The sequence below is a fragment of the Kaistia terrae genome (assembly GCF_026344005.1).
Lineage (GTDB): Bacteria > Pseudomonadota > Alphaproteobacteria > Rhizobiales > Kaistiaceae > Kaistia > Kaistia terrae.
This window is the reverse complement of record NZ_JAPKNH010000002.1, coordinates 438,106-461,958: the sequence shown is the minus strand read 5'-3', so window position 1 is coordinate 461,958 and position 23,853 is coordinate 438,106. Positions and strand designations below refer to the sequence as shown.

The 23,853-nt window shown below is 63.8% G+C and carries 29 protein-coding genes; 17 read left to right on the top strand and 12 right to left on the bottom strand.

Translation table 11 applies throughout. The features are described 5' to 3' along the window. The first annotated feature begins 4 nt into the window (after positions 1-4). Both arfB and OSH12_RS07330 read left to right on the top strand, forming a co-directional pair. Entirely contained in the window at positions 5-424 is a 420-nt protein-coding gene (gene arfB / locus OSH12_RS07335) for an alternative ribosome rescue aminoacyl-tRNA hydrolase ArfB (RefSeq protein WP_266342872.1), read from the top strand. Positions 425-501: 77 nt separating this feature from the next. After that, positions 502-756: a GlsB/YeaQ/YmgE family stress response membrane protein gene (locus OSH12_RS07330; RefSeq protein WP_266329708.1), complete on the top strand. Its 255-nt coding sequence runs from the start codon at positions 502-504 to the stop codon at positions 754-756. A gap of 124 nt (positions 757-880) precedes the next feature. On the opposite strand, the gene OSH12_RS07325 is transcribed toward OSH12_RS07330, so the two are convergent. Next, positions 881-1,120 carry a YgaP-like transmembrane domain gene (locus OSH12_RS07325; protein WP_266342871.1) on the bottom strand — a complete coding sequence of 80 codons (240 nt, stop codon included), beginning with the start codon at positions 1,118-1,120 and terminating at the stop codon, positions 881-883. A gap of 73 nt (positions 1,121-1,193) precedes the next feature. On the opposite strand from OSH12_RS07325, the gene OSH12_RS07320 reads away from it, so the two are divergent. Both OSH12_RS07320 and OSH12_RS07315 read left to right on the top strand, forming a co-directional pair. Further along, positions 1,194-1,985 carry a DUF72 domain-containing protein gene (locus OSH12_RS07320; RefSeq protein ID WP_266342870.1) on the top strand — a complete coding sequence of 264 codons (792 nt, stop codon included), beginning with the start codon at positions 1,194-1,196 and terminating at the stop codon, positions 1,983-1,985. A gap of 196 nt (positions 1,986-2,181) precedes the next feature. Next, the gene (locus OSH12_RS07315; protein ID WP_266342869.1) at positions 2,182-2,568 is read left to right on the top strand and encodes a septal ring lytic transglycosylase RlpA family protein; all 387 of its coding nucleotides are present in this window, start codon (positions 2,182-2,184) and stop codon (positions 2,566-2,568) included. 49 nt (positions 2,569-2,617) lie between these two features. Here the strand turns inward: OSH12_RS07315 and modC are convergent, their stop codons facing one another. Genes modC through modA form a run of 5 tightly spaced genes read right to left on the bottom strand, consistent with a single transcriptional unit; the run spans position 2,618 to position 5,977 of the window. Then, a complete protein-coding gene (modC, locus tag OSH12_RS07310) occupies positions 2,618-3,685 on the bottom strand; it encodes a molybdenum ABC transporter ATP-binding protein (protein WP_266342868.1) in 1,068 nt (355 codons plus the stop codon). Next, positions 3,682-4,377 carry a molybdate ABC transporter permease subunit gene (gene modB, locus OSH12_RS07305; RefSeq protein ID WP_266342867.1) on the bottom strand — a complete coding sequence of 232 codons (696 nt, stop codon included), beginning with the start codon at positions 4,375-4,377 and terminating at the stop codon, positions 3,682-3,684. The genes modC and modB overlap by 4 nt, the downstream gene beginning before the upstream one ends. 59 nt (positions 4,378-4,436) lie before the next feature. Further along, positions 4,437-4,946 carry a molybdopterin-dependent oxidoreductase gene (locus OSH12_RS07300; protein WP_266342866.1) on the bottom strand — a complete coding sequence of 170 codons (510 nt, stop codon included), beginning with the start codon at positions 4,944-4,946 and terminating at the stop codon, positions 4,437-4,439. Between the two features lie 12 nt (positions 4,947-4,958). Then, complete coding sequence (locus OSH12_RS07295; RefSeq protein WP_266342865.1) at positions 4,959-5,165, bottom strand: TOBE domain-containing protein; 207 nt, start codon at positions 5,163-5,165, stop codon at positions 4,959-4,961. 5 nt (positions 5,166-5,170) lie between these two features. After that, the gene (gene modA / locus OSH12_RS07290; RefSeq protein WP_266342864.1) at positions 5,171-5,977 is read right to left on the bottom strand and encodes a molybdate ABC transporter substrate-binding protein; all 807 of its coding nucleotides are present in this window, start codon (positions 5,975-5,977) and stop codon (positions 5,171-5,173) included. Between the two features lie 158 nt (positions 5,978-6,135). On the opposite strand from modA, the gene OSH12_RS07285 reads away from it, so the two are divergent. Both OSH12_RS07285 and OSH12_RS07280 read left to right on the top strand, forming a co-directional pair. Further along, positions 6,136-6,765, top strand: a complete 630-nt coding sequence (locus OSH12_RS07285) for a glutathione S-transferase family protein (protein WP_266342863.1) — start codon at positions 6,136-6,138, stop codon at positions 6,763-6,765. A gap of 203 nt (positions 6,766-6,968) precedes the next feature. Next, positions 6,969-7,196 (top strand): hypothetical protein, encoded by a 228-nt coding sequence (locus OSH12_RS07280; RefSeq protein ID WP_266342862.1) that lies wholly within the window; start codon positions 6,969-6,971, stop codon positions 7,194-7,196. 120 nt (positions 7,197-7,316) lie between these two features. Here OSH12_RS07280 and OSH12_RS07275 read toward each other — a convergent pair whose 3' ends face one another. Beyond that, the gene (locus OSH12_RS07275) at positions 7,317-7,670 is read right to left on the bottom strand and encodes a DMT family protein (protein ID WP_266342861.1); all 354 of its coding nucleotides are present in this window, start codon (positions 7,668-7,670) and stop codon (positions 7,317-7,319) included. Positions 7,671-7,872: 202 nt separating this feature from the next. Here OSH12_RS07275 and OSH12_RS07270 point away from each other — a divergent pair, with 202 nt between their 5' ends. Together OSH12_RS07270 and OSH12_RS07265 are read left to right on the top strand one after the other, a co-directional pair. Further along, the gene (locus OSH12_RS07270; protein ID WP_266342860.1) at positions 7,873-8,148 is read left to right on the top strand and encodes a TM2 domain-containing protein; all 276 of its coding nucleotides are present in this window, start codon (positions 7,873-7,875) and stop codon (positions 8,146-8,148) included. Positions 8,149-8,290: 142 nt separating this feature from the next. Further along, positions 8,291-9,118, top strand: coding sequence for an SDR family NAD(P)-dependent oxidoreductase (locus tag OSH12_RS07265; protein WP_266342859.1), 828 nt, complete (start codon positions 8,291-8,293; stop codon positions 9,116-9,118). A 314-nt stretch (positions 9,119-9,432) separates the two neighbouring features. Here the strand turns inward: OSH12_RS07265 and mmsB are convergent, their stop codons facing one another. From mmsB to chvE, 3 genes are all read right to left on the bottom strand, one after another. After that, complete coding sequence (gene mmsB / locus OSH12_RS07260) at positions 9,433-10,725, bottom strand: multiple monosaccharide ABC transporter permease (protein WP_266342858.1); 1,293 nt, start codon at positions 10,723-10,725, stop codon at positions 9,433-9,435. Beyond that, positions 10,722-12,254, bottom strand: coding sequence for a multiple monosaccharide ABC transporter ATP-binding protein (mmsA, locus tag OSH12_RS07255; RefSeq protein WP_266342857.1), 1,533 nt, complete (start codon positions 12,252-12,254; stop codon positions 10,722-10,724). The genes mmsB and mmsA overlap by 4 nt, the downstream gene beginning before the upstream one ends. Before the next feature lie 106 nt (positions 12,255-12,360). After that, entirely contained in the window at positions 12,361-13,431 is a 1,071-nt protein-coding gene (gene chvE, locus OSH12_RS07250) for a multiple monosaccharide ABC transporter substrate-binding protein (RefSeq protein ID WP_266342856.1), read from the bottom strand. Positions 13,432-13,966: 535 nt separating this feature from the next. Between chvE and OSH12_RS07245 the strand changes: the two genes are divergently transcribed. Then, positions 13,967-14,254, top strand: coding sequence for a hypothetical protein (locus OSH12_RS07245; protein WP_266342855.1), 288 nt, complete (start codon positions 13,967-13,969; stop codon positions 14,252-14,254). A 112-nt stretch (positions 14,255-14,366) separates the two neighbouring features. After that, a complete protein-coding gene (locus OSH12_RS07240; protein WP_266342854.1) occupies positions 14,367-15,092 on the top strand; it encodes a phytochelatin synthase family protein in 726 nt (241 codons plus the stop codon). Positions 15,093-15,194: 102 nt separating this feature from the next. Here the strand turns inward: OSH12_RS07240 and uvrB are convergent, their stop codons facing one another. Then, the gene (gene uvrB / locus OSH12_RS07235) at positions 15,195-18,041 is read right to left on the bottom strand and encodes an excinuclease ABC subunit UvrB (protein WP_266342853.1); all 2,847 of its coding nucleotides are present in this window, start codon (positions 18,039-18,041) and stop codon (positions 15,195-15,197) included. Between the two features lie 96 nt (positions 18,042-18,137). On the opposite strand from uvrB, the gene OSH12_RS07230 reads away from it, so the two are divergent. From OSH12_RS07230 to OSH12_RS07200, 7 genes are all read left to right on the top strand, one after another. After that, positions 18,138-18,896 carry an AraC family transcriptional regulator gene (locus tag OSH12_RS07230; protein WP_266342852.1) on the top strand — a complete coding sequence of 253 codons (759 nt, stop codon included), beginning with the start codon at positions 18,138-18,140 and terminating at the stop codon, positions 18,894-18,896. Positions 18,897-18,990: 94 nt separating this feature from the next. Beyond that, a complete protein-coding gene (locus tag OSH12_RS07225) occupies positions 18,991-19,956 on the top strand; it encodes a DMT family transporter (RefSeq protein ID WP_266342851.1) in 966 nt (321 codons plus the stop codon). A gap of 175 nt (positions 19,957-20,131) precedes the next feature. Then, positions 20,132-20,551 (top strand): YciI family protein, encoded by a 420-nt coding sequence (locus OSH12_RS07220; RefSeq protein ID WP_266342850.1) that lies wholly within the window; start codon positions 20,132-20,134, stop codon positions 20,549-20,551. A 43-nt stretch (positions 20,552-20,594) separates the two neighbouring features. Beyond that, entirely contained in the window at positions 20,595-21,014 is a 420-nt protein-coding gene (locus tag OSH12_RS07215; protein WP_266342849.1) for a YciI family protein, read from the top strand. A gap of 26 nt (positions 21,015-21,040) precedes the next feature. After that, positions 21,041-21,580, top strand: a complete 540-nt coding sequence (locus tag OSH12_RS07210) for an SRPBCC family protein (RefSeq protein WP_266342848.1) — start codon at positions 21,041-21,043, stop codon at positions 21,578-21,580. 67 nt (positions 21,581-21,647) lie between these two features. Next, complete coding sequence (locus tag OSH12_RS07205) at positions 21,648-22,964, top strand: RNA polymerase sigma factor (protein WP_266342847.1); 1,317 nt, start codon at positions 21,648-21,650, stop codon at positions 22,962-22,964. A gap of 30 nt (positions 22,965-22,994) precedes the next feature. Continuing rightward, positions 22,995-23,225 carry a SlyX family protein gene (locus OSH12_RS07200; RefSeq protein WP_266342846.1) on the top strand — a complete coding sequence of 77 codons (231 nt, stop codon included), beginning with the start codon at positions 22,995-22,997 and terminating at the stop codon, positions 23,223-23,225. A 15-nt stretch (positions 23,226-23,240) separates the two neighbouring features. Here OSH12_RS07200 and OSH12_RS07195 read toward each other — a convergent pair whose 3' ends face one another. After that, positions 23,241-23,708, bottom strand: coding sequence for a DUF4126 family protein (locus OSH12_RS07195; protein WP_266342845.1), 468 nt, complete (start codon positions 23,706-23,708; stop codon positions 23,241-23,243). Positions 23,709-23,853: the final 145 nt, after the last annotated feature.

Sequence of the window (23,853 nt, the reverse complement as noted above, 5' to 3'; positions counted from 1 at the left end):
CATCATGATCCGCATCAATGACGACATCGCCCTCGACGACAGTGAAATCGAGGAGAGCTTCATCCGATCTTCCGGGCCGGGTGGGCAGAATGTGAACAAGGTGTCGAGCGCGGTGCAACTGCGCTTCGACGCCCGGCGTTCGCGCGCCTTGCGGGATGACGTGGCGGTGCGCCTGATGCGGCTCGCGGGTTCGAAGCTGACGCAAAACGGCGTTATCGTCATCACGGCGCAGCGGTTTCGCGATCAGGCTCGCAACCGCGCCGATGCGCTGGAGCGCCTGGTCGCGCTGATCCAGGAGGCGATCATACCGCCGACCCCGCGCCGCGCCACCAAACCAACCATGGCTTCCAAGAAGCGCCGTTTGGAGGGGAAAGCCAAGCGCTCGGGCGTCAAGGCGATGCGCGGCGGCGTCAAAGTCGATTAGCTCTCGCCAAATCAGCCGGACCGGTGCAAGATTCTGATGCGGCCGCTCGATCGCGGCACCATCACGGGGAGCGCCTCATGGGCATCATCTGGACCATCATCATCGGCTTCGTCGCCGGCGTCATTGCCAAGTTCATCACCCCCGGCAGCAATGAGCCGAGCGGCTTTATTCTGACGGTCATCCTCGGTATCGCCGGCGCCTTCCTGGCCACCTATCTCGGCCAGGCCATCGGTTGGTACGGCCCCAACGACCAAGCCGGTTTCATCGGCGCGATCGTCGGCGCCATCATCGTGCTGCTTATCTGGGGCTTCATCGTCAAGAAGCGCGCCTGATCCAAAAGAGCATTTCGCCGTTTCTTCCGAAACGGCGCCGCACTCCAGCTTTTTGCTTGGGCGCACTTGATTGCGCGAGGCGCACCACGCTTCGCTCAGCAGCGCTCCAGCAGGCACGCCGGGTTCAGCGAACCCGGCTTTGCCATTCCGGGCAATGATCGTGGACAGCCTTGGTCACCGGACAATGGCCGGTTGCGCCGCGATAGGCCAGATACGATCCGGTCGCCAGCGCCAGCACGGAAAGAAGGCGGTTCGGCCTTGGCTTCACCGCCGCCGCGGCCAATATCAGTCCGGCGATCACGGAAACAACACGACCTTCCGTCGAGATTTCCGGAACGACAACGGGTGGTTTTGCCCGAAACATGTTTTTATCTCCAATTGCTGACAGGGGGTGAACGCGCCAGCGTCTCACCCGTTCCAATTGAGGAGAACGGCAGATGATCCGGGTTGGTATAGGCGGCTGGACGTTCGAACCGTGGCGCGACAACTTCTATCCGGCCGGATTGCCGCAGAAGCGCGAACTCGAATACGCCGCCTCCAAGCTGACCTCGATCGAGATCAACGGCACGTATTACGGTTCGCAGAAGCCGGAGAGCTTCCGCAAATGGGCCGAGGAGACGCCGGACGGCTTCGTGTTCGCGCTGAAGGGCCCGCGCTTCGCCACCAACCGGCGCGTCCTTGCCGAAGCCGGAGAGTCGATTTCACGCTTCTTCGCCAGCGGCGTGACCGAGCTTGGCGCGAAGCTTGGACCGATCAACTGGCAGTTCATGGCGACGAAAAAGTTCCACGCCGACGACTTCGCCGGCTTCCTGGAACTGCTGCCGAAAGCCGTCGACGGCGTGAAAATTCGTCATGCGGTCGAGGTCCGGCACGAGAGCTTCCAGACGCCGGAATTCATAGCGCTGGCGCGCCGGCATGGCGTCGCCGTCGTGGTCGCCGATTCTGACAAGCATCCGCAGCTGGCCGATCCCACCGCCGATTTCATCTATGCGCGGCTGCAAAACGCATCCGAAGACGAAAAAAATGGCTATCCGGACTCGGCGCTTTCGACGTGGCGCGAGCGCGCTGAATCCTGGGCCGATGGCGCGACGCCATCCGACCTTCCGCTTCTCGCTGACACCGCGCCGTCGGCCGGCAAGCGCGACGTTTTCATCTACATGATCAATGGCTTCAAGCCGAAGGCGCCGTTCGCCGCCATGACGCTGATCGAGAAAATCGGCTCCCGCTGAGTCATCTTCCCTGCACGGGGCAAGGGACCGATTCACGGATGGTTGCATTTGGTTGCATCCATTTTGTGAACAATCTCACGCCCAATTCTCGCCTTTTTCGGCTGTTGGATAAACAACCAGAAGAACTTGTCCCGGTTTTAGGTGCAATCCCGCGTCGGCGAGCGCGAAAACGAAGAGATCCAGCGTGCAGGTAAAAATGCGTATCGCGGCCGTGACGGCTGCTCTTGTTGCCGCCGGTGCGGCCCTCTCCTTCGGGAGCCTTCCGGCCGAGGCCGCGACCCAGTGCGGCCGCGCCTCCTGGTATCAGCTCGGCGGCAAGACCGCGAACGGCGAGCGCAACAACCCCAACGCCATGACGGCGGCCCATCGCAAGTTGCCCTTTGGCACGCGCGTCCGGGTCGAGAATCTCAAGAACGGCAAGTATGTCGTTGTCCGCATCAATGACCGCGGCCCCTTCACTGGCGGCCGAGTGATCGACGTCTCGCGCGCCGCGGCGCAGCAGCTCGGCATGGTCAAGACCGGCACCGCCAAGGTGCGCATTGTCGTCGACGGCACCGCCGTCAAGAACTCCTGCCCCGCCTGATCTCCGGAATACGGCAAGCCCCCCGCTGCCGACATCCCCGAGATCGAGCCTACGTCCCGTCCAGCGCCACGGCCTTGACCAGCGCCGTGACGGCGAGGCCGGGGACAAGCTCCAGATCCCGCACAGCGTCGCGCGTGACCCGCGCCAGCATCGGTTCGCCGCCGACGTCGAGGCGAATGCCGACGTCGTGCGAGCGGCCTTCGCTGATCGAGACGATCTCCGCCTTGAGACGGTTGCGCACCGAAAGGCGACCCGGTTCGCCGACCGCCAGCGTGACATCGCGGGCGCGGATGCGGATGCGCAGGAGTTTGCCGACGGGCGCTTCGATATGGGGCACGACCAGTGACCCGGCCGGATGAACGAGCCGGGTGACGCCGCTATCCGGATCCTGTGCCTGCACGACCGCCTCCAGCACGGCGCCCGCTTCCCAGTCGCCCACCGCATCCAGCTGTGCGAACACCTCGCCGACCGGGCCGAGCGCCATCACCCGTCCATCCTCGATCAGCGCCACCGCATCGGCAAGCCGGGCCACTTCCTCGACGGAGTGGCTGACATAGACGATCGGCAGGCGCTTGGTATCCCGCAGTCGCTCGATATAAGGCAGGATCTCGGCCTTGCGCTCGCGGTCGAGGGCCGCCAGCGGCTCGTCCATCAGCAGGAAGTCGGGGCTCGCCAGCAAAGCCCGGCCAATGGCGACGCGCTGCTTCTCGCCGCCGGAGAGATCGCGAGGCATCCGCGCCAGCAGCGCTTCGATGCCGAGCAGGTCCACCACCTCATCAAGACCGCCCCAGCGCCGGCCACGCGGCGTCAGCCAGCGGCCGTAGAGCAGGTTCGATCGGACAGAAAGGTGCGGAAACAGGCGCCCCTCCTGGAAGACATAACCAATGCGCCGCTTGCCGGCAGCCACGAAGACGGAGCGTTCCGTATCGACCAGGGTCCGCCCGTCGAGGACGATCTGGCCGTGATCGGGCCGGATCAGCCCGGCGATCAGATTGACCAGCGACGTCTTGCCGGACCCGGAACGCCCGAACAGTGCGGTGACGCCCGGCCCGGTCTCCAAGGTGATATCGAGCTTGAACTGGCCGATCTGCTTGCGGACGGCGATGGAAAACGTCATGCCGTCGCTCCCCGCGCCATCCGCCGAGCGAGATATTCGGACAGCACCAGCGCCGCCAGAGAGATCGCAATCGAGATCAGCGTCAGCCGCAGCGCCGCCGCATCGCCTTCCGGCGTCTGGATCAGCGCATAGATCGCGGACGGAACCGTCTGCGTCTGGCCCGGAATGTTGGAAACGAAGGTGATGGTGGCGCCGAATTCGCCAAGCGCCCGGGCAAACGACAACACGACGCCGGCGAGTATACCCGGCAGCGCCAGCGGCAGCGTCACGGTAAGGAAGACGAGCGCCCTGCCCGCGCCAAGCGTCGAGGCCGCCTGCTCCAGCTTGCGATCGATGCTTTCAATCGAGAGCCGGATTGCGCGCACCATCAGCGGGAAGCCCATGATGCCGCAAGCAAGGGCCGCGCCTGTCCAGCGAAACGCGAAGACGAGCCCGAAAGTCTGTTCGAAGAAGGCGCCGAGCGGTCCCTTGCGACCGAAGGCGAGCAGCAGCAGATAGCCTGTCACCACCGGCGGCATGACCAGCGGCAGATGGACGATGCCGTCCAGCAAGGTCCGTCCAAAGAAGCGGCCCCGCGCCAGGATCAGCGCAATGGCGATGCCGAACGGCAGGCTGACCACTGTCGCCACCGTCGACACCTTGAGGCTGAGCCAGATCGCGTTCCATTCTTCGGGGGAGAGAAATTCGGTCATCGATCGGCCGTATCAGAGGTCAGGAGAGCGCAGGATGGGCGCGCCAAGGCTTCGGCGGATCACTTCACCTCGATGCGGACGACATCGCGCACGCTGCGGCCGCCATGCGCATCGCCGGGAACCACAAGCCGGAGATTGGTCGGCGAAACCGGCGGGGTGCCGCCTTCATAGGCAAGGATCACGTCCTTGCCGGCGTAGTGCGGATCCAGTTCGCCGATCGACAGCGAGACGGCGTAGCCGTCGCGGCCGGTCACGAGCAGCGTGTGGCGCAGCACGGCATTCTTGCCGGCCTCGTTGACGAGGTCCGCCTGCTCGACGAGCGTCCACAAGAGAGCCCCAGCGTAGCGACCGGTCTCGCGGCCCTTGCCGGTTGCGAAATCGACGTCGAGCGTCGTCTTCGGCACGGCGCGCAGCGTCGCTTCGGAAAGCTCAAGGCTGTGCCGCACGGCGCCGTCCAGCACGGCCAGGGCCGTCGTCCCCTCCGCGAATGCGGGAGCCCCCGCGCCGGCCAGCAAGGCCAACGCGAGGAAAGCGACGCGGACGCGCTTCGGGTCGATGCTTTTAGGCAAGGAGGCGCGTCTTCACTTGCCGACGAGGACGTCGGAGGCCTTGATAACCGCCGTCGCCTTGTCGCCGACCTTCAGGCCCAGATCGTCGACCGCCTCATTGGTGATCGACGAGGTGATGATCAGGCCATGGCCTATGTCGATCTTCACCCGCGCGGTCGTCTGCCCCTTCTCCACCGCCGTGACGGTGCCTTCCAGCTGATTGCGCGCGCTGAGCTTCATGATCGCTATTCCTTGGCGAGAATGGTGAAACCCTGAGCCTCGAAGCTCGGGCGGGCTTCCGCCGAACCCAGCCATTCCAGGAACGCCTTGGCATCCGGACTGGTCGAAGCGGCGACCCGGGCGACAGGATAGACGATCGCCGGATGGCTGTCCTCGGGGAAGGTTCCGACGACCTTGACGCCTGGCTCCGCCTTCGCGTCGGTGCCGTAGACGATGCCGAACGGGGCCTCGCCCTTAGCGACGAAAGCGAGCGCGCTGCGGACGTTGTCGGCCTGGGCGACTTGCGGAGCGACCGCGTCCCAGACGCCGAGCGCCGTCAGCGACGCCTTGCCATATTTGCCGGCCGGCACAGAATCGATCGAGCCCATGGCGAGCTTGCCGTCCTTGCCGAGCGCTTCTGCGAGCGGAAAATCCTTGGCGATCGTCAGCTCAGCGGTCGAATCCTTCGGCGCGACGAGAACCAGCGTATTGCCGAGCAGGGTCACGCGCGAGGCGGGGTCGATCAGGTCTTTCTTGGCCAGATAGTCCATCCAGTCGAGATCGGCAGAGAAGAAGATGTCGGCCGGCGCGCCGGATTCGATCTGCTTGGCGAGGTTGGACGAGCTCGCATAGCTGATCGCCACTTCCTTGCCGGTCTTCGTCTTGTAGACGCCAGCGGCGCCATCCAGCGCGTTCTTCAGGCTGGCGGCGGCGAAGACGGTCACGTCGGCGGCCTGCGCCGTCGCGGCGGCGAACGGGGCAACGAGCGGCGCGGCGAAGAGGGCGAGGCTGCCAAGAAGGACAAGCCCGCGACGGAGGCGATTAAGCGACATGATGAGCTCCTGAAATCGGAGCGACATTTCTGCACGGAAATGTCGCTCCGATCAACGCCTCCCGGATGGATCACCCCTATTGATGTCCGAAGCACGAATTGGAATTGGACGCGGTGCGCCCGGCCCGGCTAGCCTGACGCAAAGACAGAGGAATGATCATGGTCGCCGAATACACGCTCTATTCGATGCAGTTCTCCGGCAATTGCTACAAGCCGCGCCTGGCCATGCATGAACTCGACATCCCGTTCCGGATCGTCGATTTCGTGAAGGGCAGCGGCCAGACGACGAGTCCGGAGTTTTTGGCGATCAATCCGAACGCGCAGGTGCCGCTGCTGATCCTGCCGGACGGACGGCCACTGGCCGAATCGAACGCCATGCTGCTGCATCTGGCCGAGGGCAGCGCCCTTATCCCGGCCGACGCCTATGATCGCGCGATCTGCTACCAGTGGCTGTTCTTCGAGCAGTATAGCCACGAACCGGTGATCGCCGTGGCGCGCAACTGGCTGACCTACATTCCCGGCGGCCGCGAGACGATGGCGCACCGGATCGACGAATGGCAGCAGAAGGGCAACCGGGTGCTCGCCATCATGGACGAGTTCCTGGCGAAGCATGATTTCTTTGGCGGCCCGAGCTTCTCGGTCGCCGATATCGCGCTCTATGCCTACACGCATGTGGCGGATGAAGCCGACTACGATCTCAGCCGCTATCCGGCGCTTGTCGCCTGGCTGGCGCGGGTCGCGGCCCGGCCCCGGCATGTTGGCCTCGACTGGCGGCCCGGAGCGCAGTAACGGCGTTCACAGCCAATCCCCTGGGTCACGTTCTATAAGGCGCTTTCACGGATTTTTAACCATGATTTCAGGCCCTTAGTTTCGACACGATATCTGTCGGGCATGGCCACAATCCTTCCGGATCAGCGCCGTAGTCCAAGCTCCTATTAGGACTTGGGACGGGCGCAAGGCAGACGGCGAGATCGACGGGAATCACCATGAGCATGGATGACACAACAAAGGGCGGCAGCCACCGCCGCGAGCGGGCCACGCGGGGGGCGTTCTACCTCTGGATGGCAGCCTATGCCGCCATCGTCGTTGCCATCGTTGCCGTCCATGCTGTCGGCGGCAATTCTGTCGATCCGGACACGGCTCAGGGCCGCCAGATCACGCGAGCCGGCGCCTTCCTCGGCCCGACGATCCCGGTCGTCCAGTCAGACGTGAACGGCTGATGCGCAACCGCCCTGCCCGTCGCCTTGATCGCGTTCAAGTCCGCCGCCCGGCCGTCGCCGGAGAGCGCCGCCAGCATCACGACTCATTCGAGATCGAGGATTTCTGGCTGGCGGCCCCGCTCAGAACTTGTGAAAAATGAAGGCGGCGCCGCCGGCGATCATGGTGAAGCCGACGAGATGGTTCCAGCTGAGCGACTCCTTCAGGTAGAACACCGAGAATAGAGCGAAGACGACGAGGGTGATGACCTCCTGGATCGTCTTCAGCTGCGCCGCCGAATAGACGCCATGGCCGATGCGGTTCGCCGGCACGGCCAGGCAATATTCGAACAGCGCGATGAACCAGCTGATCATGATGACCTTGACCAGCGCCGTCTGCGGAAACTTCAGGTGCCAGTACCAGGCCGATGTCATGAAGACGTTGGAGGCGATCAGGAGCAGGATCGGCGCGATGGCCGGCGAAAGCAGGTTCGGCATGGGGGGTAGCCTTGCGGGTGAATTGAGCGCGCACTCTGCCCGCGCCGACGCAAGCGTCAAGAGGCAGGATCGCCACAGTCCCGCCAAATGCGCAGGGCGGCCTTGCTTGGCACCTGCGCGACGGAAGTCGGCGCCCGATGGCGAGTGATCCCTTCCCATTCCGCAGGGTTCGGCTATGGTCCGCGCCGATAGGGGAACATCAATGACGCTGACGACCGAACAACAATTGCTGATCGAGATGCGAGTGGCCAACGAGGGCCCGAGCACGGCGACGGCTTATCTGCTCTGGCTGTTCCTGTGGTTCATTTCGGCGCACCGCTTCTATCTGGGCCGACCCGGCACGGCGGTCCTGCAGATCCTCAGCTACTTCATCGCAATCGGCTTCATCTGGCTTCTCATCGATGCTTTCCTGATCCCCGGCATGATCCGGCAGCGCCAGGACGAGATCCGCCTGCGGATGATGAACTCGCTTCGCTAGGCGACGCCGCACCTGCCAAGTCACGGGCGGTCCTGGTGGCCGCCCTTTTCCATGGTTCGACAGCCTTCTTCCGCGACGTCTGGACAATCCGGCGCGCGCAGCCTTAGCTGACGGCCCATTTTCACAATCCGGACGCCACGCCATGACTCATCCCGCGCTCGCTCCAAACCATGTTGCCGTGATCACCGGCGGCGCTTCCGGCATCGGCCTCGCCGCCGCGAAGAAGTTTCTGTCGATGGGCATGAAGGTCGCCATCGCCGACTTTCGCCAGGACGCGCTCGACGCTGCGGCGGCCTCGCTCGGCCCCGACGCGCTCGCCGTCCGTACCAATGTCTCCAGCCGAGACGATATCGAGCGGCTGAAGGACGCCGTCTACCAGCGCTTCGGCAAGGTCAATGTGCTGATGAACAATGCCGGCACGGACGGCGCCGGGCCGGTGCTGGGATCGTTCGAGAACTGGGAACGTGTGATCGGCACCAATCTGTTCGGCGTCGTGCACGGCATGCAGGTCTTCGTGCCCGAGATGCTGGACGGCACCGAGCCGGGGCTGGTCATCAATACCGGTTCGAAGCAGGGCATCACGACGCCGCCGGGCGATGCCGGCTACAATGTCTCGAAGGCCGGCGTAAAGGTCGCGACCGAGGCGCTGGCACATGAGCTGCGCAACATCGAGGGCTCGAAGATCACTGCGCATCTGCTGATCCCGGGCTTCGTCTGGTCCTATCTGACCAAGGGCGAGCGGACGGAAAAGCCGGCCGGCGCCTGGACGCCGGAGGAGACGGTCGACTTCATGCTGGCGTCGCTCGATCGTGGCGACTTCTACATTCTCTGCCCGGACAATGATGTCGACCGCGCCACGGATGAGAAGCGCATCCTCTGGGCCGCCGGCGACATCGTCGAGAACCGCCCGCCTTTGTCGCGCTGGCACAAGGATTTTGGCGACAAGTTCAAGGCGTTTCTGAAGGGCTGAGTGGCTTTGGCAGCTGTTCCTTTCAGCTAGCGCCCCGCCAACACCCTCGCGCAACACCATCCTCAACATGCTGAGGAGGCCCGAAGGGCCGTCCCGAAGCACGCAGAGCCGTGGTGTCTTCGATAGTCAGCCCTCAGCGGTGCGTCCTTCGAGACGGCTTGCTACGCAAGCCTCCCCAGGATGTTGGTGTCGAGGGCTGCACGAGCTGCCTTCGGGGAGGCGCGAAGACCCTTCAGCGACCTTCCATCCGCCCAACAAAAAAGGCCCCGCTCGAACGAGCGGGGCCTTTTTCATGTCTGCGCGGCTGCTGGCCGTCAGCTCTTGTTCTTGTTGTAGACGTCGAAGACCACGGCGCCGAGCAGGACGAGGCCCTTCACGACCTGCTGCCAGTCGACGTTCACGCCCATGATCGACATGCCGTTGTTCATCACGCCCATGATGAAGCCGCCGACAACGGTGCTGATCACCTGGCCGACGCCGCCCATGGCCGAAGCGCCGCCGATGAACACCGCCGCGATGACGTCGAGCTCGCTGCCCAGACCGGCAGCCGGCACAGCCTGGCCGAGGCGAGCGGCGATGATCAGGCCACCGAGCGCCGACAGCATGCCCATGTTGACGAAGACAAGAAGCGTCAGCCGCTCGGTCTTGATGCCGGAGAGCTGCGCCGCCTTGATGTTGCCGCCCATCGCATAGACCCGACGCCCGATGGTCGTGTGTCGCGTGATGAAGACGAAGAACGCGACGAGGATACCCATCACCACGAGGACGATCGGGAAGCCGCGATAGACCGCGAACTGGTAGACGAAGAACAGCGCCAGCGCCGAGATGACGACCGTCTTGACGACGAAGAGCGCGAAGGGCTCGGCCTCATAGCCATGCTTCTCGCGCGTCTTGCGAGCGCGGATGCCGGAGATAGCATAAGCGAGGACAGCGATGACGCCGAGCACGACGGTAGTCATGTTGAGCGTGATGCCGCTGCCGAAAACGGTCTTGCCGGCCGCGTTGATCGTCGGGGGGATCAGCGTCCAGGTACCAAGGACTTCCGGCAGGAAGCCCGAGCTGAGCGCCTTGAACGAGTCCGGGAGCGGGCCGACCGACGAACCGCCGCCGAGAAGTCCCTGGCAGAGACCACGGAACACCAGCATGCCGGCGAGCGTGACGATGAAGCTCGGGATCCGGTGATAGGCGATCCAGTAGCCCTGCGCCGCGCCGATGGCGCCGCCGATGACCAGGCAGATGATCGCGACGATCAACGGATTGCTGAAGAAGCCGCCAAGCGGCCATATCACCATCATCATCGCCGCGAGCGCGCCGATGAAGCCCGCGACCGAGCCGACCGAGAGGTCGATATGGCCGGAGACGATGACGAGCAGCATGCCGAGCGCCATCACGATGATGAAGCTGTTCTGCTGGACGAGGTTGCTGAGGTTGACCGGCTTGAACAGGGTTCCCGTCGTCAGCTGGAAGAACACCATGATGGCGATCAGCGCCAGGATGAGCCCATATTCACGCAGGTTCGAAACGAACGACGAAACGGGGACGCGCGTACCGGTCTGGACGTCTTGGGCGACGCCGGTCTGCGGGGTTGGAGCGATATCGGTGCTCATGCTGCTTTTCCTTCTCCGCGCACGATGGCGCGCATGATCTTCTCCTGGCTGGCCTCGCTTGCCGGCATTTCGCCGACGATCGCACCCTCGTTCATGACGTAGATGCGATCGGAGATGCCAAGAAGCTCGGGCATTTCGGAGGAGATGACGATGATCGCCCTGCCCTCGGCCGCGAGCCGCGCAATGATCGTGTAGATTTCATATTTGGCGCCGACGTCGATGCCGCGCGTCGGCTCGTCGAGGATTAGCACCTCCGGGTTGGCGAAGAGCCACTTGCTCAGCACCACCTTCTGCTGATTGCCGCCCGACAGATTGCCGGTCTTCTGGTAGACGCTGGGCGAGCGGATGTTGGTCTTGGTGCGGTATTCGTTGGCGACGTCGAGTTCCCTGAGGTCGTTGATGACACCGTTGGTCGACACGCCCTTCAAATTGGCGATGGTGATGTTGTTCTTGATGTCCTCAATCAGATTGAGGCCGAAGACCTTGCGGTCCTCCGTGACATAGGCAAGGCCGTGCTTAACCGCCTTGCCGACTGTCGAGACATCGACCGGCTTGCCGTGCAGTTCGACTTCGCCGGTGATCTTGCGACCATAGCTGCGCCCGAACACGCTCATGGCGAATTCGGTACGCCCGGCGCCCATCAGGCCCGCTATGCCGACGACCTCGCCCTTGCGGACATTCAGATCGATGTTCTTGATGACCTGACGGTCCGCATGCAGCGGATGATAGACCGACCAGTTCTTCACCTGGAAATAGACCTCGCCGATCTTCGGATCGCGCGGCGGGTATCTGTCTTCGAGCGAGCGGCCCACCATCGAGGTGATGATCCGGTCCTCGCTGATTTCGCTACGGTCCAGCGTCTCGATCGACCGTCCGTCGCGAATGACCGTGACATGGTCGGCGACGCGATTGATCTCGTTCAGCTTGTGCGAAATGATGATCGAGGTGATGCCCTCGCGCTTGAACTCCAGCAGCAGATCCAGGAGCGCCTGGCTGTCCTTCTCGGAAAGGCTTGCCGTCGGCTCGTCAAGAATCAGCAGCTCGACTTCCTTGCTCAGCGCCTTGGCGATCTCCACCAATTGCTGCTTGCCGGTGCCGATATTGGTGATCAGGGTCTTCGGGTCTTCGCTGAGACCCACCTTCTTCAGCAGATCGCGGGTGCGCTTTTCATTGGCGGCCCAGTCGATCACGCCGAACTTCGCATGTTCGTTGCCGAGGAAGATGTTTTCGGCGATCGACAGCATCGGGACCAGGGCGAGTTCCTGGTGGATGATGACGATGCCCTTCCCCTCGCTGTCGTGAATGCCTTTGAACTGGCACTCTTCACCGCGATAGATGATCTTCCCCTCATAGTCGCCGGCCGGATAAACGCCGGACAGGACTTTCATCAGGGTCGACTTGCCGGCCCCGTTCTCGCCGCAGATGGCGTGAATCTCGCCTTCCTCGACCTTGAGACTGACGTTCGAGAGCGCCTTGACCCCTGGAAAGGTCTTGGTGATGTCGCGCATCTCGAGAATGTATGAAGGCATGGCGGACCGCTCCGGCGTAGGCATACGGACCAGGGGACGTTAGCCCCTCGCCCGCGAGACGAGAAGGGGCCTCGCTTGCGCGAGGCCCCCAATCTGGATCGTGCGATTACTTGAGTTCGTCGGCCTTGATGTAGCCCGACTCAACCACGAGCTTCTCGTAGTTGGTCTTGTCGACCTCATGCGGCGTCAGCAGGATCGACGGAACGACCTTGACGTCGTTGTTGTAGGTCTTGGTGTCGAGGTTTTCCGGCTTGCCGCCCGAGAGGACCGTGTCGACGAGTTCGACGGTCGACTTGGCGAGATCGCGGGTGTCCTTGAACACGGTCGAATACTGCTCGCCGGCAATGATCGCCTTGACCGAAGCGGTCTCGGCGTCCTGGCCGGTGATGATCGGCCAAGCCTGATCAGCGGTGCCGTAGCCAACGCCGCGGAGCGACGCGATGATGCCGCGCGACAGGCCGTCATACGGCGAGAGAACGCCGTCAACGCGCTTGCCGTCCGAGTAATTGGCCGAAAGCAGGTTGTCCATGCGGGCCTGAGCGGTGGCAGCGAGCCAACGCAGCGTGCCGACCTTGTCCATGCCGACCTGGCCGGACACGATCTTGATCGAGCCGTCGTCGATCAGCGGCTGCAGGACGGACATGGCGCCGTCGTAGAAGAAGAAGGCGTTGTTGTCGTCCGGCGAACCGCCGAACAACTCGACGTTCCACGGCTTGGTGTCGGGGAAGCGTTCCTTGAGGCCCTTCACCAACGAAGTAGCCTGGATGACGCCGACGCCGAAATTGTCGAAGGTCGTGTAGTAGTCGACGTTCGGGGTCTTCTTGATCAGGCGATCGTAGGCGACGACGACGACGCCGGCATCAGCCGACTTCTGCAGCGCGTCCGACAGCGTCGTGCCGTCGATCGAGGCGATGATCAGGGCCTTCGGACCCTTGGTGATCTCGTTCTCGAGCTGGCTCAGCTGGTTCGGAATATCGTCCTGGGCATACTGGAGATCGACCGTATAGCCCTTGGCTTCGAGCTGGGACTTCACGGCATCGCCATCGTTGATCCAACGCTGCGACGTCTTCGTCGGCATCAGGACGCCGATCAAGCCCTTGTCTTCTGCGTGCGCTGCCGGCGAAAGCGCCAGCATGCTGACGGTAACTGCCGCGAGCGCGGACTTGAACATCTTCATGAACTTCTCCCAATAGTACGACGTTTGCTCACGCGTGCACTTAGCTGCCGATGTTCGGCCCGCTTCGCCTACGCGATCCTCCGATCACGGCGCCGACCGACCTCTTGGTGGCGCTCGTCCGCTCATCCCGCCCTGCGGGGCAGAACTGCGCTCAGCACGCCTTGGTATTATTTAATTCGGGTGTCAGTCAAACACCATTTTTCATCACGGTATCCGGCTCTTCAACAATCGCAAAAATGCTCGTGATTCCGGGACTGTGGCCAATGGTCTGATGAATTGCTGTGCAGATCCGTCACCGCCCGGGCGAAGAAAAATCGAGGCGATGCAAAGCGACCGCCCCGCATTTCCGCGCCAGAAGGATTCCCGATGGCCGAGCTGTGTCAGAAAATATGCATCGAGGATGGCGCCGGAAACAGCGTTCCGTGGAACCGCCCAACACGATGAAGTGATACTGGCAAACTGCGCCACCGGGGCATGTCGTTCTAGATACACCCGAGGCCGCAGAATGGCGGCATTGGCAAACATGGAGGAAGAAATGCGCAGATGGTCCATACTCCTCGCGGCTGTCGGTCTTGCGACCCTGGCAACCGCACCCGCCGTCGCAGCCGAGATGATGATGAAAAAGGGCGAGACGGTCATGATGATGCCGAACGGCCGAATCGATCGCGTCATGCACACCGACAAGATGATGAGCGAGACGATGATGAAGAACGCCAAGCCGATGGATGGCTGCGTCGTGATGATGATGGGCGCCGATGGCAAGATGTACATGATGAACGACATGAAGATGTCAAACGGCAAGATGGCCTGCGCTACACATTGAGCAAAACCGTGAGCGAACGAGATTCGGCTCGGCGCAATAGTCAAGGACTCGTCCCGCGCATGGAATTACGGCATGATGCGCCCTTGACTGAACTTGCGTCGGGACCGTCATCATGATCGCTTCCTGCTTTCGCGCCGCGGTGCTGCTGCTCGGCATTTCAATCGGGCAAGCCTCTGCCGAACAGTTGCCGCTGCCGGACAATTTGATCGGCGCGGCGACGGACGGAGGCGAAGCGCTGTTGGTCGGCGCCGATGCGCGCGAGGCCTATTTCCCGCTCGCCGACAATTTCGTCACGCAGAAGACTCAGTCTTACTGTGGCGTCGCCTCGATGGTGATGGTGCTGAACGCTTCCGGCGTACCGGCGCCCCCCGTGCCGGAATACGAACCCTACCGAACCTTCACGCAGGACAATCTGCTCGACGAGAGAACCGATGCGATCGTCTCGCGCGACACGATCCTCAAGCAAGGCATGACGCTCGACGAACTGGGCGGCGTGCTGGCGACGCAACCGCTTGCCGTTGTCGTCAAGCATGCCGGCGACACCAGCCTCGACGATTTCCGCGCGATGGGACGCGAGTATCTCGACCAACCCGGCCACTTCGTCATCGTCAACTACCTGCGCAAGGCGATCCGCCAGGAGGTCGGCGGCCATATTTCGCCGCTCGCGGCCTATGACGCAGAAGCCGACCGCTTCCTCATCCTCGACGTCGCCCGCTACAAGTACCCGCCCGTCTGGGTCAAGGCGGAGGATCTCTTCGCCGCGATGAATACGCCGGACGCCTCGAATGGGGATCGCACGCGCGGATTTGTGCTGATCAAGACGAAGGCGGCGGAATAGAGCGCTTTCGAACGATACCGCCGCCGGTTCGCGTCAGGGAAACGCGACAAGACTGGGAATTGGAGCGCTTCGTCGTTTCCACAAACAATGAAGCGCCCCGACCTACCGCTTCGGCCCCTTGCGACCCGCTGAGCTTCCGGCCCGGCCACCAACCGAACGCCCACCCGGCCGATGATTGGTCGTCATCGGATCCGGGCGCTGTGGCCGCTCATGTTCGTCGGCCGCGAGCGAAGTCATGTTCGAACTCGCGCCCATCTCGTCCAGATGCGGTTTTCTGGCGCGTGTCGCGACGGGTACTTCCGTGCGCTTCACCGTCATCTCGTCGAGATCATTCTTTCGTGCCCGCGGCTTCGGCTCGCCCTTGGGCTCCGGCGGCAGATTGGCGGCGTTGCCATATTTGCGTTCGCCGCGATAGCCACCCGTGCGCTCGTCGATCGACGACTGGCGGGCGAGCGGATCGTCGGCGATGGCGAGCTCCGTCTCCTTGAGCCGCTTGATCTCGTCGCGTAGCCGCGCCGCCGTCTCGAATTCGAGGTTCATGGCCGCGTCGCGCATCTTCTTCTCGAGCGCGTCGAGATGCGTCTTCAGATTGTTGCCGACAAGCGCCGTATCGGCGAGGCCCGCATCGACCGTGACGTGATCCTGCTCGTAGACGGAGGACAGGATGTCGCCGATATCGCGCTTGATCGAAGCCGGCGTGATGCCGTGCTCGGTATTGTAGGCGACCTGCTTCTCGCGGCGGCGCTCCGTCTCACCCATCGCCCGCTCCATCGAGCCGGTGATGCGATCGGCATAGAGGATGACCTTGCCGTCGACGTTACGCGCGGCGCGGCCGATGGTCTGGATCAGCGAGGTCTCGGAGCGCAGGAAACCTTCCTTGTCCGCGTCGAGGATCGCGACAAGGCCGCATTCGGGAATGTCGAGGCCTTCGCGCAGCAGATTGATGCCGATCAGCACGTCGAAGGCGCCGAGGCGCAAATCGCGGATGATCTCGATGCGCTCCAGCGTCTCGACATCCGAGTGCATGTAACGGACGCGGACACCGTTCTCGTGCAGATATTCGGTCAAATCCTCGGCCATACGCTTCGTGAGCGTCGTGACCAGCGTGCGATAGCCCTTCTTCGCCGTCTCGCGCACTTCGCCAAGCAGATCGTCGACCTGCGTCTTGGCCGTGCGGATTTCCACAGGAGGATCGATCAGCCCGGTCGGGCGAATGACCTGTTCGGTGAAGACGCCGCCGGTCGCTTCCATCTCCCAGCTTCCGGGCGTCGCCGAAACGTGCACCGTCTGCGGCCGCATCGCGTCCCATTCCTCGAAGCGCAGCGGCCGGTTGTCCATGCAGGAAGGCAGGCGGAAGCCGTATTCGGCCAAGGTCGCCTTGCGCCTAAAGTCGCCGCGATACATGCCGCCGATCTGCGGAATGGTGACGTGGCTCTCGTCGGTGAACACCAGCGCGTTGTCCGGCAGATACTCGAACAGCGTCGGCGGCGGCTCGCCGGGCAGGCGGCCAGTCAGATAACGCGAATAGTTCTCGATGCCGGCGCAGGCGCCCGTCGCCTCGATCATCTCGATATCAAAGCGGCAGCGCTGCTCCAGCCTCTGCGCTTCCAACAGGCGGCCGGCGGCCTCCAACTCGACCAGACGCCCGCGCAACTCCTGCTTGATCGAGGCAATCGCCTGGTTGAGCGTAGGCTTCGGCGTCACATAGTGCGAGTTGGCATAAACCTTGACGAATTTCAGTTCGGCCGTCTTCTGACCGGTCAGCGGATCGAACTCGGTGATGCTCTCGACCTCGTCGCCGAACAGCGACAACCGCCAGGCGCGATCCTCCAAGTGGGCCGGGAAGATTTCGACGGTGTCGCCGCGCACCCGGAAGGAACCGCGAACAAAGTTCAGGTCCTGGCGCTTGTATTGCAGCGCCACCAGATCAGCCAGCAACTGACGCTGGTTGAGCCGCTCGCCCAGCGTGATGCCAAAGGTCATGGCGGTATAAGTCTCGACCGAGCCGATACCGTAGATGCAGGAAACCGAGGCGACGATGATGACGTCGTCGCGCTCCAGAAGTGAGCGCGTGGCCGAATGGCGCATGCGGTCGATCTGCTCGTTCACGGAGGATTCCTTCTCGATGAAGGTATCCGTGCGCGGCACATAGGCTTCCGGCTGATAGTAATCGTAGTAGGAGACGAAATATTCGACGGCGTTGTCCGGGAAGAACGACTTGAACTCGCCGTAAAGCTGGGCGGCAAGCGTCTTGTTCGGCGCGAGGATGAGCGCGGGGCGCTGCGTCTCCTCGATGATCTTCGCCATAGTAAACGTCTTGCCGGAGCCGGTGACGCCGAGCAGAACCTGATCGCGCTCCTGCTCGGCAACGCCGGCCACCAGTTCGCGGATCGCGTTCGGCTGGTCGCCGCGCGGCTCGAACGGCGAAACGATGCGGAACGGCTGGCCGCCTTCCGATTTCTCCGGCCGTGGCGGCCGATGCGGCACCCAGGTCTTGTCCTGGATTTCCGGGCGTCCGGTTTCGATCAGCGCCGACAGCGCCGCGACCGTCGCCGTCACCGATGACGCCGACATCGATTCCGCTTCCTCGAGGCTGATCTCGAGGCCGGAGACAGGATTGAGGCCGCTGGCGGTGCGCTCGCGCGCCGTCGCCGCCACGCCGATCGACGTGCCGCGCGAGGATTTATGCGTGTCGCTACCGTTTTCGGATTTCTTGTCGGCCTTCTTGCCGGACTTGGTCTTGCGACCCTCATCGACCGGCAGGTCGACGAGTTGCATGCGTTCGCCGCGCGCGCGGGGTGCGCGCTTCGGCTTGGGCGCGATCGGCTCGGCATCCGCCGCGCGTGCGATCTCGTCCATCCAGTCGGCGATGTTGCCCGACAGGGGAGTACCTTCGAGCGGAGCCTGCGGCGCTTCGCCGAAGCCGGAAGTTTTGGGACGCTTGGCCATGGGTACGAAAGTAGAACGTCCGCACGCGAATTTGAAGAGGTCCGATGCAAAGATTGCGGCTTCGAAATGCCGGCGCGGGCCTGATATAGTCGCCCGATGCGCCCGAACGCCCTGCTCAATCTCGACATCCGCAGCTACCACGGCACCAGCGTGCCGCATTGGCACGACTTCGCCCAGCTGGTGCTGCCACTGCGGGGAACGCTGGAGATCGACATCGCCGGCCGCGAACAGCGGCTCGACGCCTACCGCGCCGCCTTCGTCGAAACCCGCGCGCCGCATTCGCAGCAGGGCGACCCCGCCAACCGCTCGATCATCGTCGATCTCGATCCCGACCGCCTGACGCCGGAAGTGGTCGACCGGCTCGTCGCCCGTCCCTTCCTGACGCTGACGCCGGCGGCGAACCGGCTGATCGACTATATGGGCTTTATCGCCGGTGGCAGCGCCGCGAAGGGCGACCAGATGGAGCACTGGCTGGCGCTGTTGCTCGACGCCCTGGTGCAGACGCCGGCACAGCCGCAATCGCGGCTGGCCGCCCTGCTCGGCCAGATCGAGGCAGCGCCGGGCAAGCCCTGGACGACCGAAGCGATGGCGGAGCGCACGGCGATGAGCGTCAGCCGGTTGCATGCGCTGTTCCGCAGCGAGCTCGATACGACGCCGGCGGCCTGGCTGTCCGAGCTTAGGCTGAAGCGCGTGCGCGAATGGCTGGCAGCGTCGGATAGTCCCATTGCCGAATTGGCGTTTCGCGCTGGCTATTCCGACCAGAACGCGCTGACGCGCGCCATGCGCCGCGCCACCGGCCTGACGCCCGCTGCCTATCGCCGACAAAGTCGCACGACAGCAGGGTCCGCACCTTGAGCAGCCTTTGCGAGCCTCGGCCTAAAATGCGATAGAGGCGGCCGAGAACGGCGCAGCCCGACATGGCATCACCGGGTCTTTCCGGGAGATGATCGTGACCAGCAACGGCAAGATGTGGGTTGGAGTGGGCTTCGGCGTCTTCGCCGGCGCTCTGTGGGGCCTCGTCTTCCTCGCGCCGCAGCTCGTGCGGGAATTCACCCCGCTGCAACTCGCCGCCGCCCGCTATCTCGCCTATGGCCTGTTCGCGGTCGTGCTGATCGCCCCGCGCTGGCGCCGGCTCGTTCGTGTACTCGGCCGGCGCGAATGGTGGGCGCTGGTCTGGCTGAGCCTGCTTGGCAACATCATCTACTACGTGTTGCTGGCAAGCGCCGTGCAGCTTGGCGGCATCGCCATGACTTCGCTGATCATCGGCTTCCTGCCGGTCGCGGTGACGCTGGTCGGCAGCCGCGACCATGGCGCGACGCCGCTCTCGCGACTGGCGCCATCGCTGCTGCTCGGCACGGCGGGCATCCTGTGCATCGGCTGGCAATCGCTGGGGTCCGCGGAAGGCGGCGTTCAGGCAGGCGGCTGGATTGGTCTCGCCTGCGCCATCGCCGCCCTGGCGTCGTGGTCGACCTATGCCGTCGTCAATGCCCGCTGGCTGGTCCGGGTCCACCATCTGTCGTCGCATGACTGGAACCTCTTGACGGGCGTCGTCACCGGCGGGTTGGCGCTTCTCCTGCTGCCACCAGCTTTGATGATCGGCGCCCACAGCCACGGAACCGACGAATGGCTACGCTTCGCGGCCGTGGCGGCCGGCGTGGCGCTGTTCGCCTCGATCATCGGTAACGCCTGCTGGAACCGGATGAGCCGGCTGATGCCGCTCACCCTGGTCGGCCAGATGATCCTGTTCGAAACGCTGTTCGCGCTGCTTTACGGCTTCCTTTGGGAAAGCCGCCTACCCACGACGCTGGAAAGCGTCGCCATTGTGCTGGTGGTCGCCAGCGTTCTGGCTTGCGTCTCGGCCCACCGCACGCGCGAAGGCGATGCCGTCGTCAGCCAGACCGGGGCAGGTTCCTGACCTGCTCAAAGAGATGGCGCGGAATTTAAACGCCATTCGTCAGGCTGCGCACCCGCGCCGCTAGCGCTCAAAAAAAATCCGCCGCCGCTGTCGATCTCAAAGCGCCTTGCTCGTCGTGTTGTCAGAAGCCGGTTCTCTCCGGCTCCCGAAACACCAGACCGGGCAGGAGCGCGCCATGCGGTTCATGATCATCGTCAGGGCCAACAAGGATACCGAAGCCGGAATCATGCCGGAGAACAAGCGGATCGTCGAGATGACGACCTATCACGAGGAACTGGCCAAGGCCGGCGCGCTGCTCGACGCCGCCGGCCTGCAGCCGAGTTCGAAGGGCGCGCGCATCCTGCTTTCAGGCAGTGGCCAGCGCTCCGTTATCGATGGGCCATTCGCGGAAACCAAGGAACTGATCGCCGGCTACACGATCATCGAAGTCAAATCCCGCGAGGAGGCGATCGCCTGGGCCAAGCGGATGCCTAATCCGGCCGGCGAGGGCAAGAATGGCGAGATCGAACTCCGGCAACTATTCGAGCCGGAAGACTTCGATATCGGCGAGACGAACGACCGCCTGCGCCAGATGGACAATGGTCCCCGCGCCTGAAGCAACAACCAACCTGACACCACCCATGACAAGGACAAGACCCATGCGCTTCATGATGTTGATGATCCCGAAGGGATATGAGACCGCCACTCCCGGCACCATGCCGGCCGCCGACGCCGTCGCCGAAATGATGAAATTCAACGAAGCCCTGCAGAATGCCGGCATCCTGCTGGCCTGCGACGGCCTGCATCCGCCGTCCGTGGGCGCCCGCGTCACCTTCCAGGGCGGCAAGCCCAAGGTCAGCGACGGCCCGTTCGCCGAAGCAAAGGAAGTTCTAGGCGGCTACTGGATGATCAAGGTCAATTCGCGCGAAGAAGCGATCGAGTGGGCCAAGAAATGCCCGGCCGGCGACAACGAGATCATCGAAATTCGCCAGGTTCAGGAAATGGAGGACTTTCCTGCCGACGTGCAGAAAGCCGCCGCCGGCTTCGAAGCGATGCAGACGGGGGCTGGCGGCCGCTAGCCGCCCACGCCCGCCCGGAGAACATCATGCTCAAAGTCATACTCATCGCGGCGATCGTGCTGGTCGTCGCGGCCGGAGCGGTGCTTGCCTATGCGGCGACCCGGCCCGACACCTTCCGCGTGGAGCGCCAGGCGCGCATCCAGGCGCCGGCCGACAAGATCTTCCCGTTGATCAACGACTTCCATAATTGGACGCAGTGGTCGCCCTACGAAACCGTCGACCCAACCATGCAGCGCAGCTACGCCGGCGCGACCAGCGGCAAGGGCGCGGTCTATGAATGGAGCGGCACCGGCAAAGTTGGCGCCGGCCGGATGGAAATCGCCGACGCCTCGCCGCCGTCGCGGGTCGAGATCGACCTCTCCTTCACCCGGCCGTTCGAGGCCCGCAACGTCGCCGCCTTCACGCTGGAGCCGGATGGCGACGCGACCCGGGTGAGTTGGTCGATGGACGGCGCAACGCCCTTTCTCGGCAAGGTGATCGGCCTGTTCATCGACATGGACAAGATGATCGGGCGCGACTTCGAGACCGGCCTCGCCAATCTCAAGACCGTGACCGAAACCCGATAGCCACCTGCGAAATCTTGCATCGGCGACGACTTGCGTCTGCGGACAGGACATGGCCTGATCCGCAGCCGTGACACAGGCAGAAACACATCAGGCAATCAACGCCGTCTGGCGGATCGAGCAGGCGAAACTGGTCGCCAGCCTCGCCCGGATGGTGCGTGACATCAGCCTGGCCGAGGAACTGGCGCAGGATGCGCTGGTCGCGGCCCTCGAGCACTGGCCGGAATCCGGTATTCCCGACAATCCCGGCGCCTGGCTGATGGCGACCGCCAAGCGCCGCGCCATCGACCGGCTGCGCCATCGCCAGTTGCAGGACCGCAAGCATGTCGAGATCGGCTATATCAGCGATATCGACCAGGACGACGTGGTCGAGGTGCTGGAAGCCCGGCTCGACGACGATATCGGCGACGACCTCCTGAAGCTGGTCTTCACCGCCTGCCATCCGATCCTTTCCGCCGAGGCGCGCGTGGCGCTGACGCTGCGGCTGATCGGTGGCCTCTCGACCGGCGAGATCGCTCGCGCCTTCTTCGTGCCGGAGCCGACCGTCGCCCAGCGCATCGTGCGGGCGAAGCGCACGCTCGCCGACGCCAATGTTGCCTATGAAGTGCCGCGCGGCGACGAACTGGCCAAGCGCCTCGCCTCCGTGATCGAGGTGATCTACCTGATCTTCAACGAGGGCTACTCGGCAACGGCCGGCGAGGACTGGATCCGGCCGCAAATCGCCGACGAGGCGATCCGCCTCGGCCGCATCCTGGCCGGGCTCGCGCCGAATGAGCCGGATGTGCATGGGCTTGTGGCGCTGATGGAAATCCAGGCCTCGCGCTTCGCCGCGCGCGTCGGCCCCAACGGCGAACCTGTGCTGTTGATGGATCAGAACCGCGCGCGCTGGGATCACCTGCTGATCCGGCGGGGCCTTGCTGCGCTGGCCCGCGCCGAGGCGCTCGGACCACGCGGCACCTATACGCTGCAGGCCGCGATTGCCGCCTGCCACGCGCGCGCCCCGACTGCGGAACAAACCGACTGGAGCCGTATCGCGAGCCTTTACGCGGAGCTGAGCCGGATCGCCCCCTCGCCCGTGGTCGAACTCAATCGCGCCGTTGCCGTCGCCATGGCGGACGGTCCGGCGGCCGGCCTTGCCATCGTCGAACCCTTGGCGAACGAGCCGGCACTTGCCGCCTCGCATCTGCTGCCGAGCGTGCGGGCCGACCTGCTGATGAAGCTTGGCCGCCTTGCCGAGGCAAAGATCGACTTCGAGCTGGCGGCTTCCCGTACCCGGAACCTGCGCGAGCAAAAGCTGCTGCTGGAGCGTGCCGCGCATTGTGCGAAGGCGCCCAGCCCAGCGCCCGGGGACCGCCACGCCCTTGCGCTCAAAGCCGACAGGCCGTAGGCAGCACGCACACGGCAAAGGAAGGCTCGGATGACCGACACAGACGCCAGGGACGCTCTTGCGAGCCGCATCGACGCGCTGGAAATCCGCATCGCCTATCAGGACGAGACGATCGAGGACCTGAACAGCGCGATCACGGCGCAATGGAAGCAGATCGATTTCCTGACCCGCAAGATCACGCAGCTGACCGACCAGTTGCGCGAGACGACCGAACAGATCGGCCGTCCCGGATTACCCGAGCCGCCGCCGCCGCATTATTGAGAGCATGCCTCGCCTTCAGGTGACGTAGGCGACGACCCAGAGCGCGACCGCGATGGCGATGCCGTCCTCGATCAAGGCGATCGGCAGATCCTTGCCGCCCGTCGCTGCGACCAGTCTCTTGCGTGCCTCATAACCGCCCAGCGTGCCGATGACGGCGCCGATCGCACCGGCGATCAGGCCGATGACCCATGCTCCGCCGGTAAAGCCGATCGCCGCGCCGCACACAGCGCCCATGAAGACGCGGGTCGCGAACTGCACCGGCACCTTGCGGCTTGGCGTGCTCGGCAACTGGTCTGTGATCAGCTCGGCAATGGCGAGCAGGGTGAGGATCAGCGGCGCCAGCCAATGGCTCAGGAACGAGAGCCAGCTGCCATCGAGATTGATCCAGCCGAGATAGGCGGCCCAGGCGACGGCCGCGGGCGCGGTCATCGCGCGCAGACCGGCGACGACGCCGATCAACAGCGCCAGAATATAGATGAACATGCTGTCTTCCCCCTGCATGGCCCACAACCACAGGGTGACTGATTTCCGGCTCCCGCCGCCAGAGATTTGTTCGACACGAGAAAAGAAAAACTAGAAAACGCTGGCGCCATGCGGTGAAAACGAAATTTCATGCCCGGCCAACGCT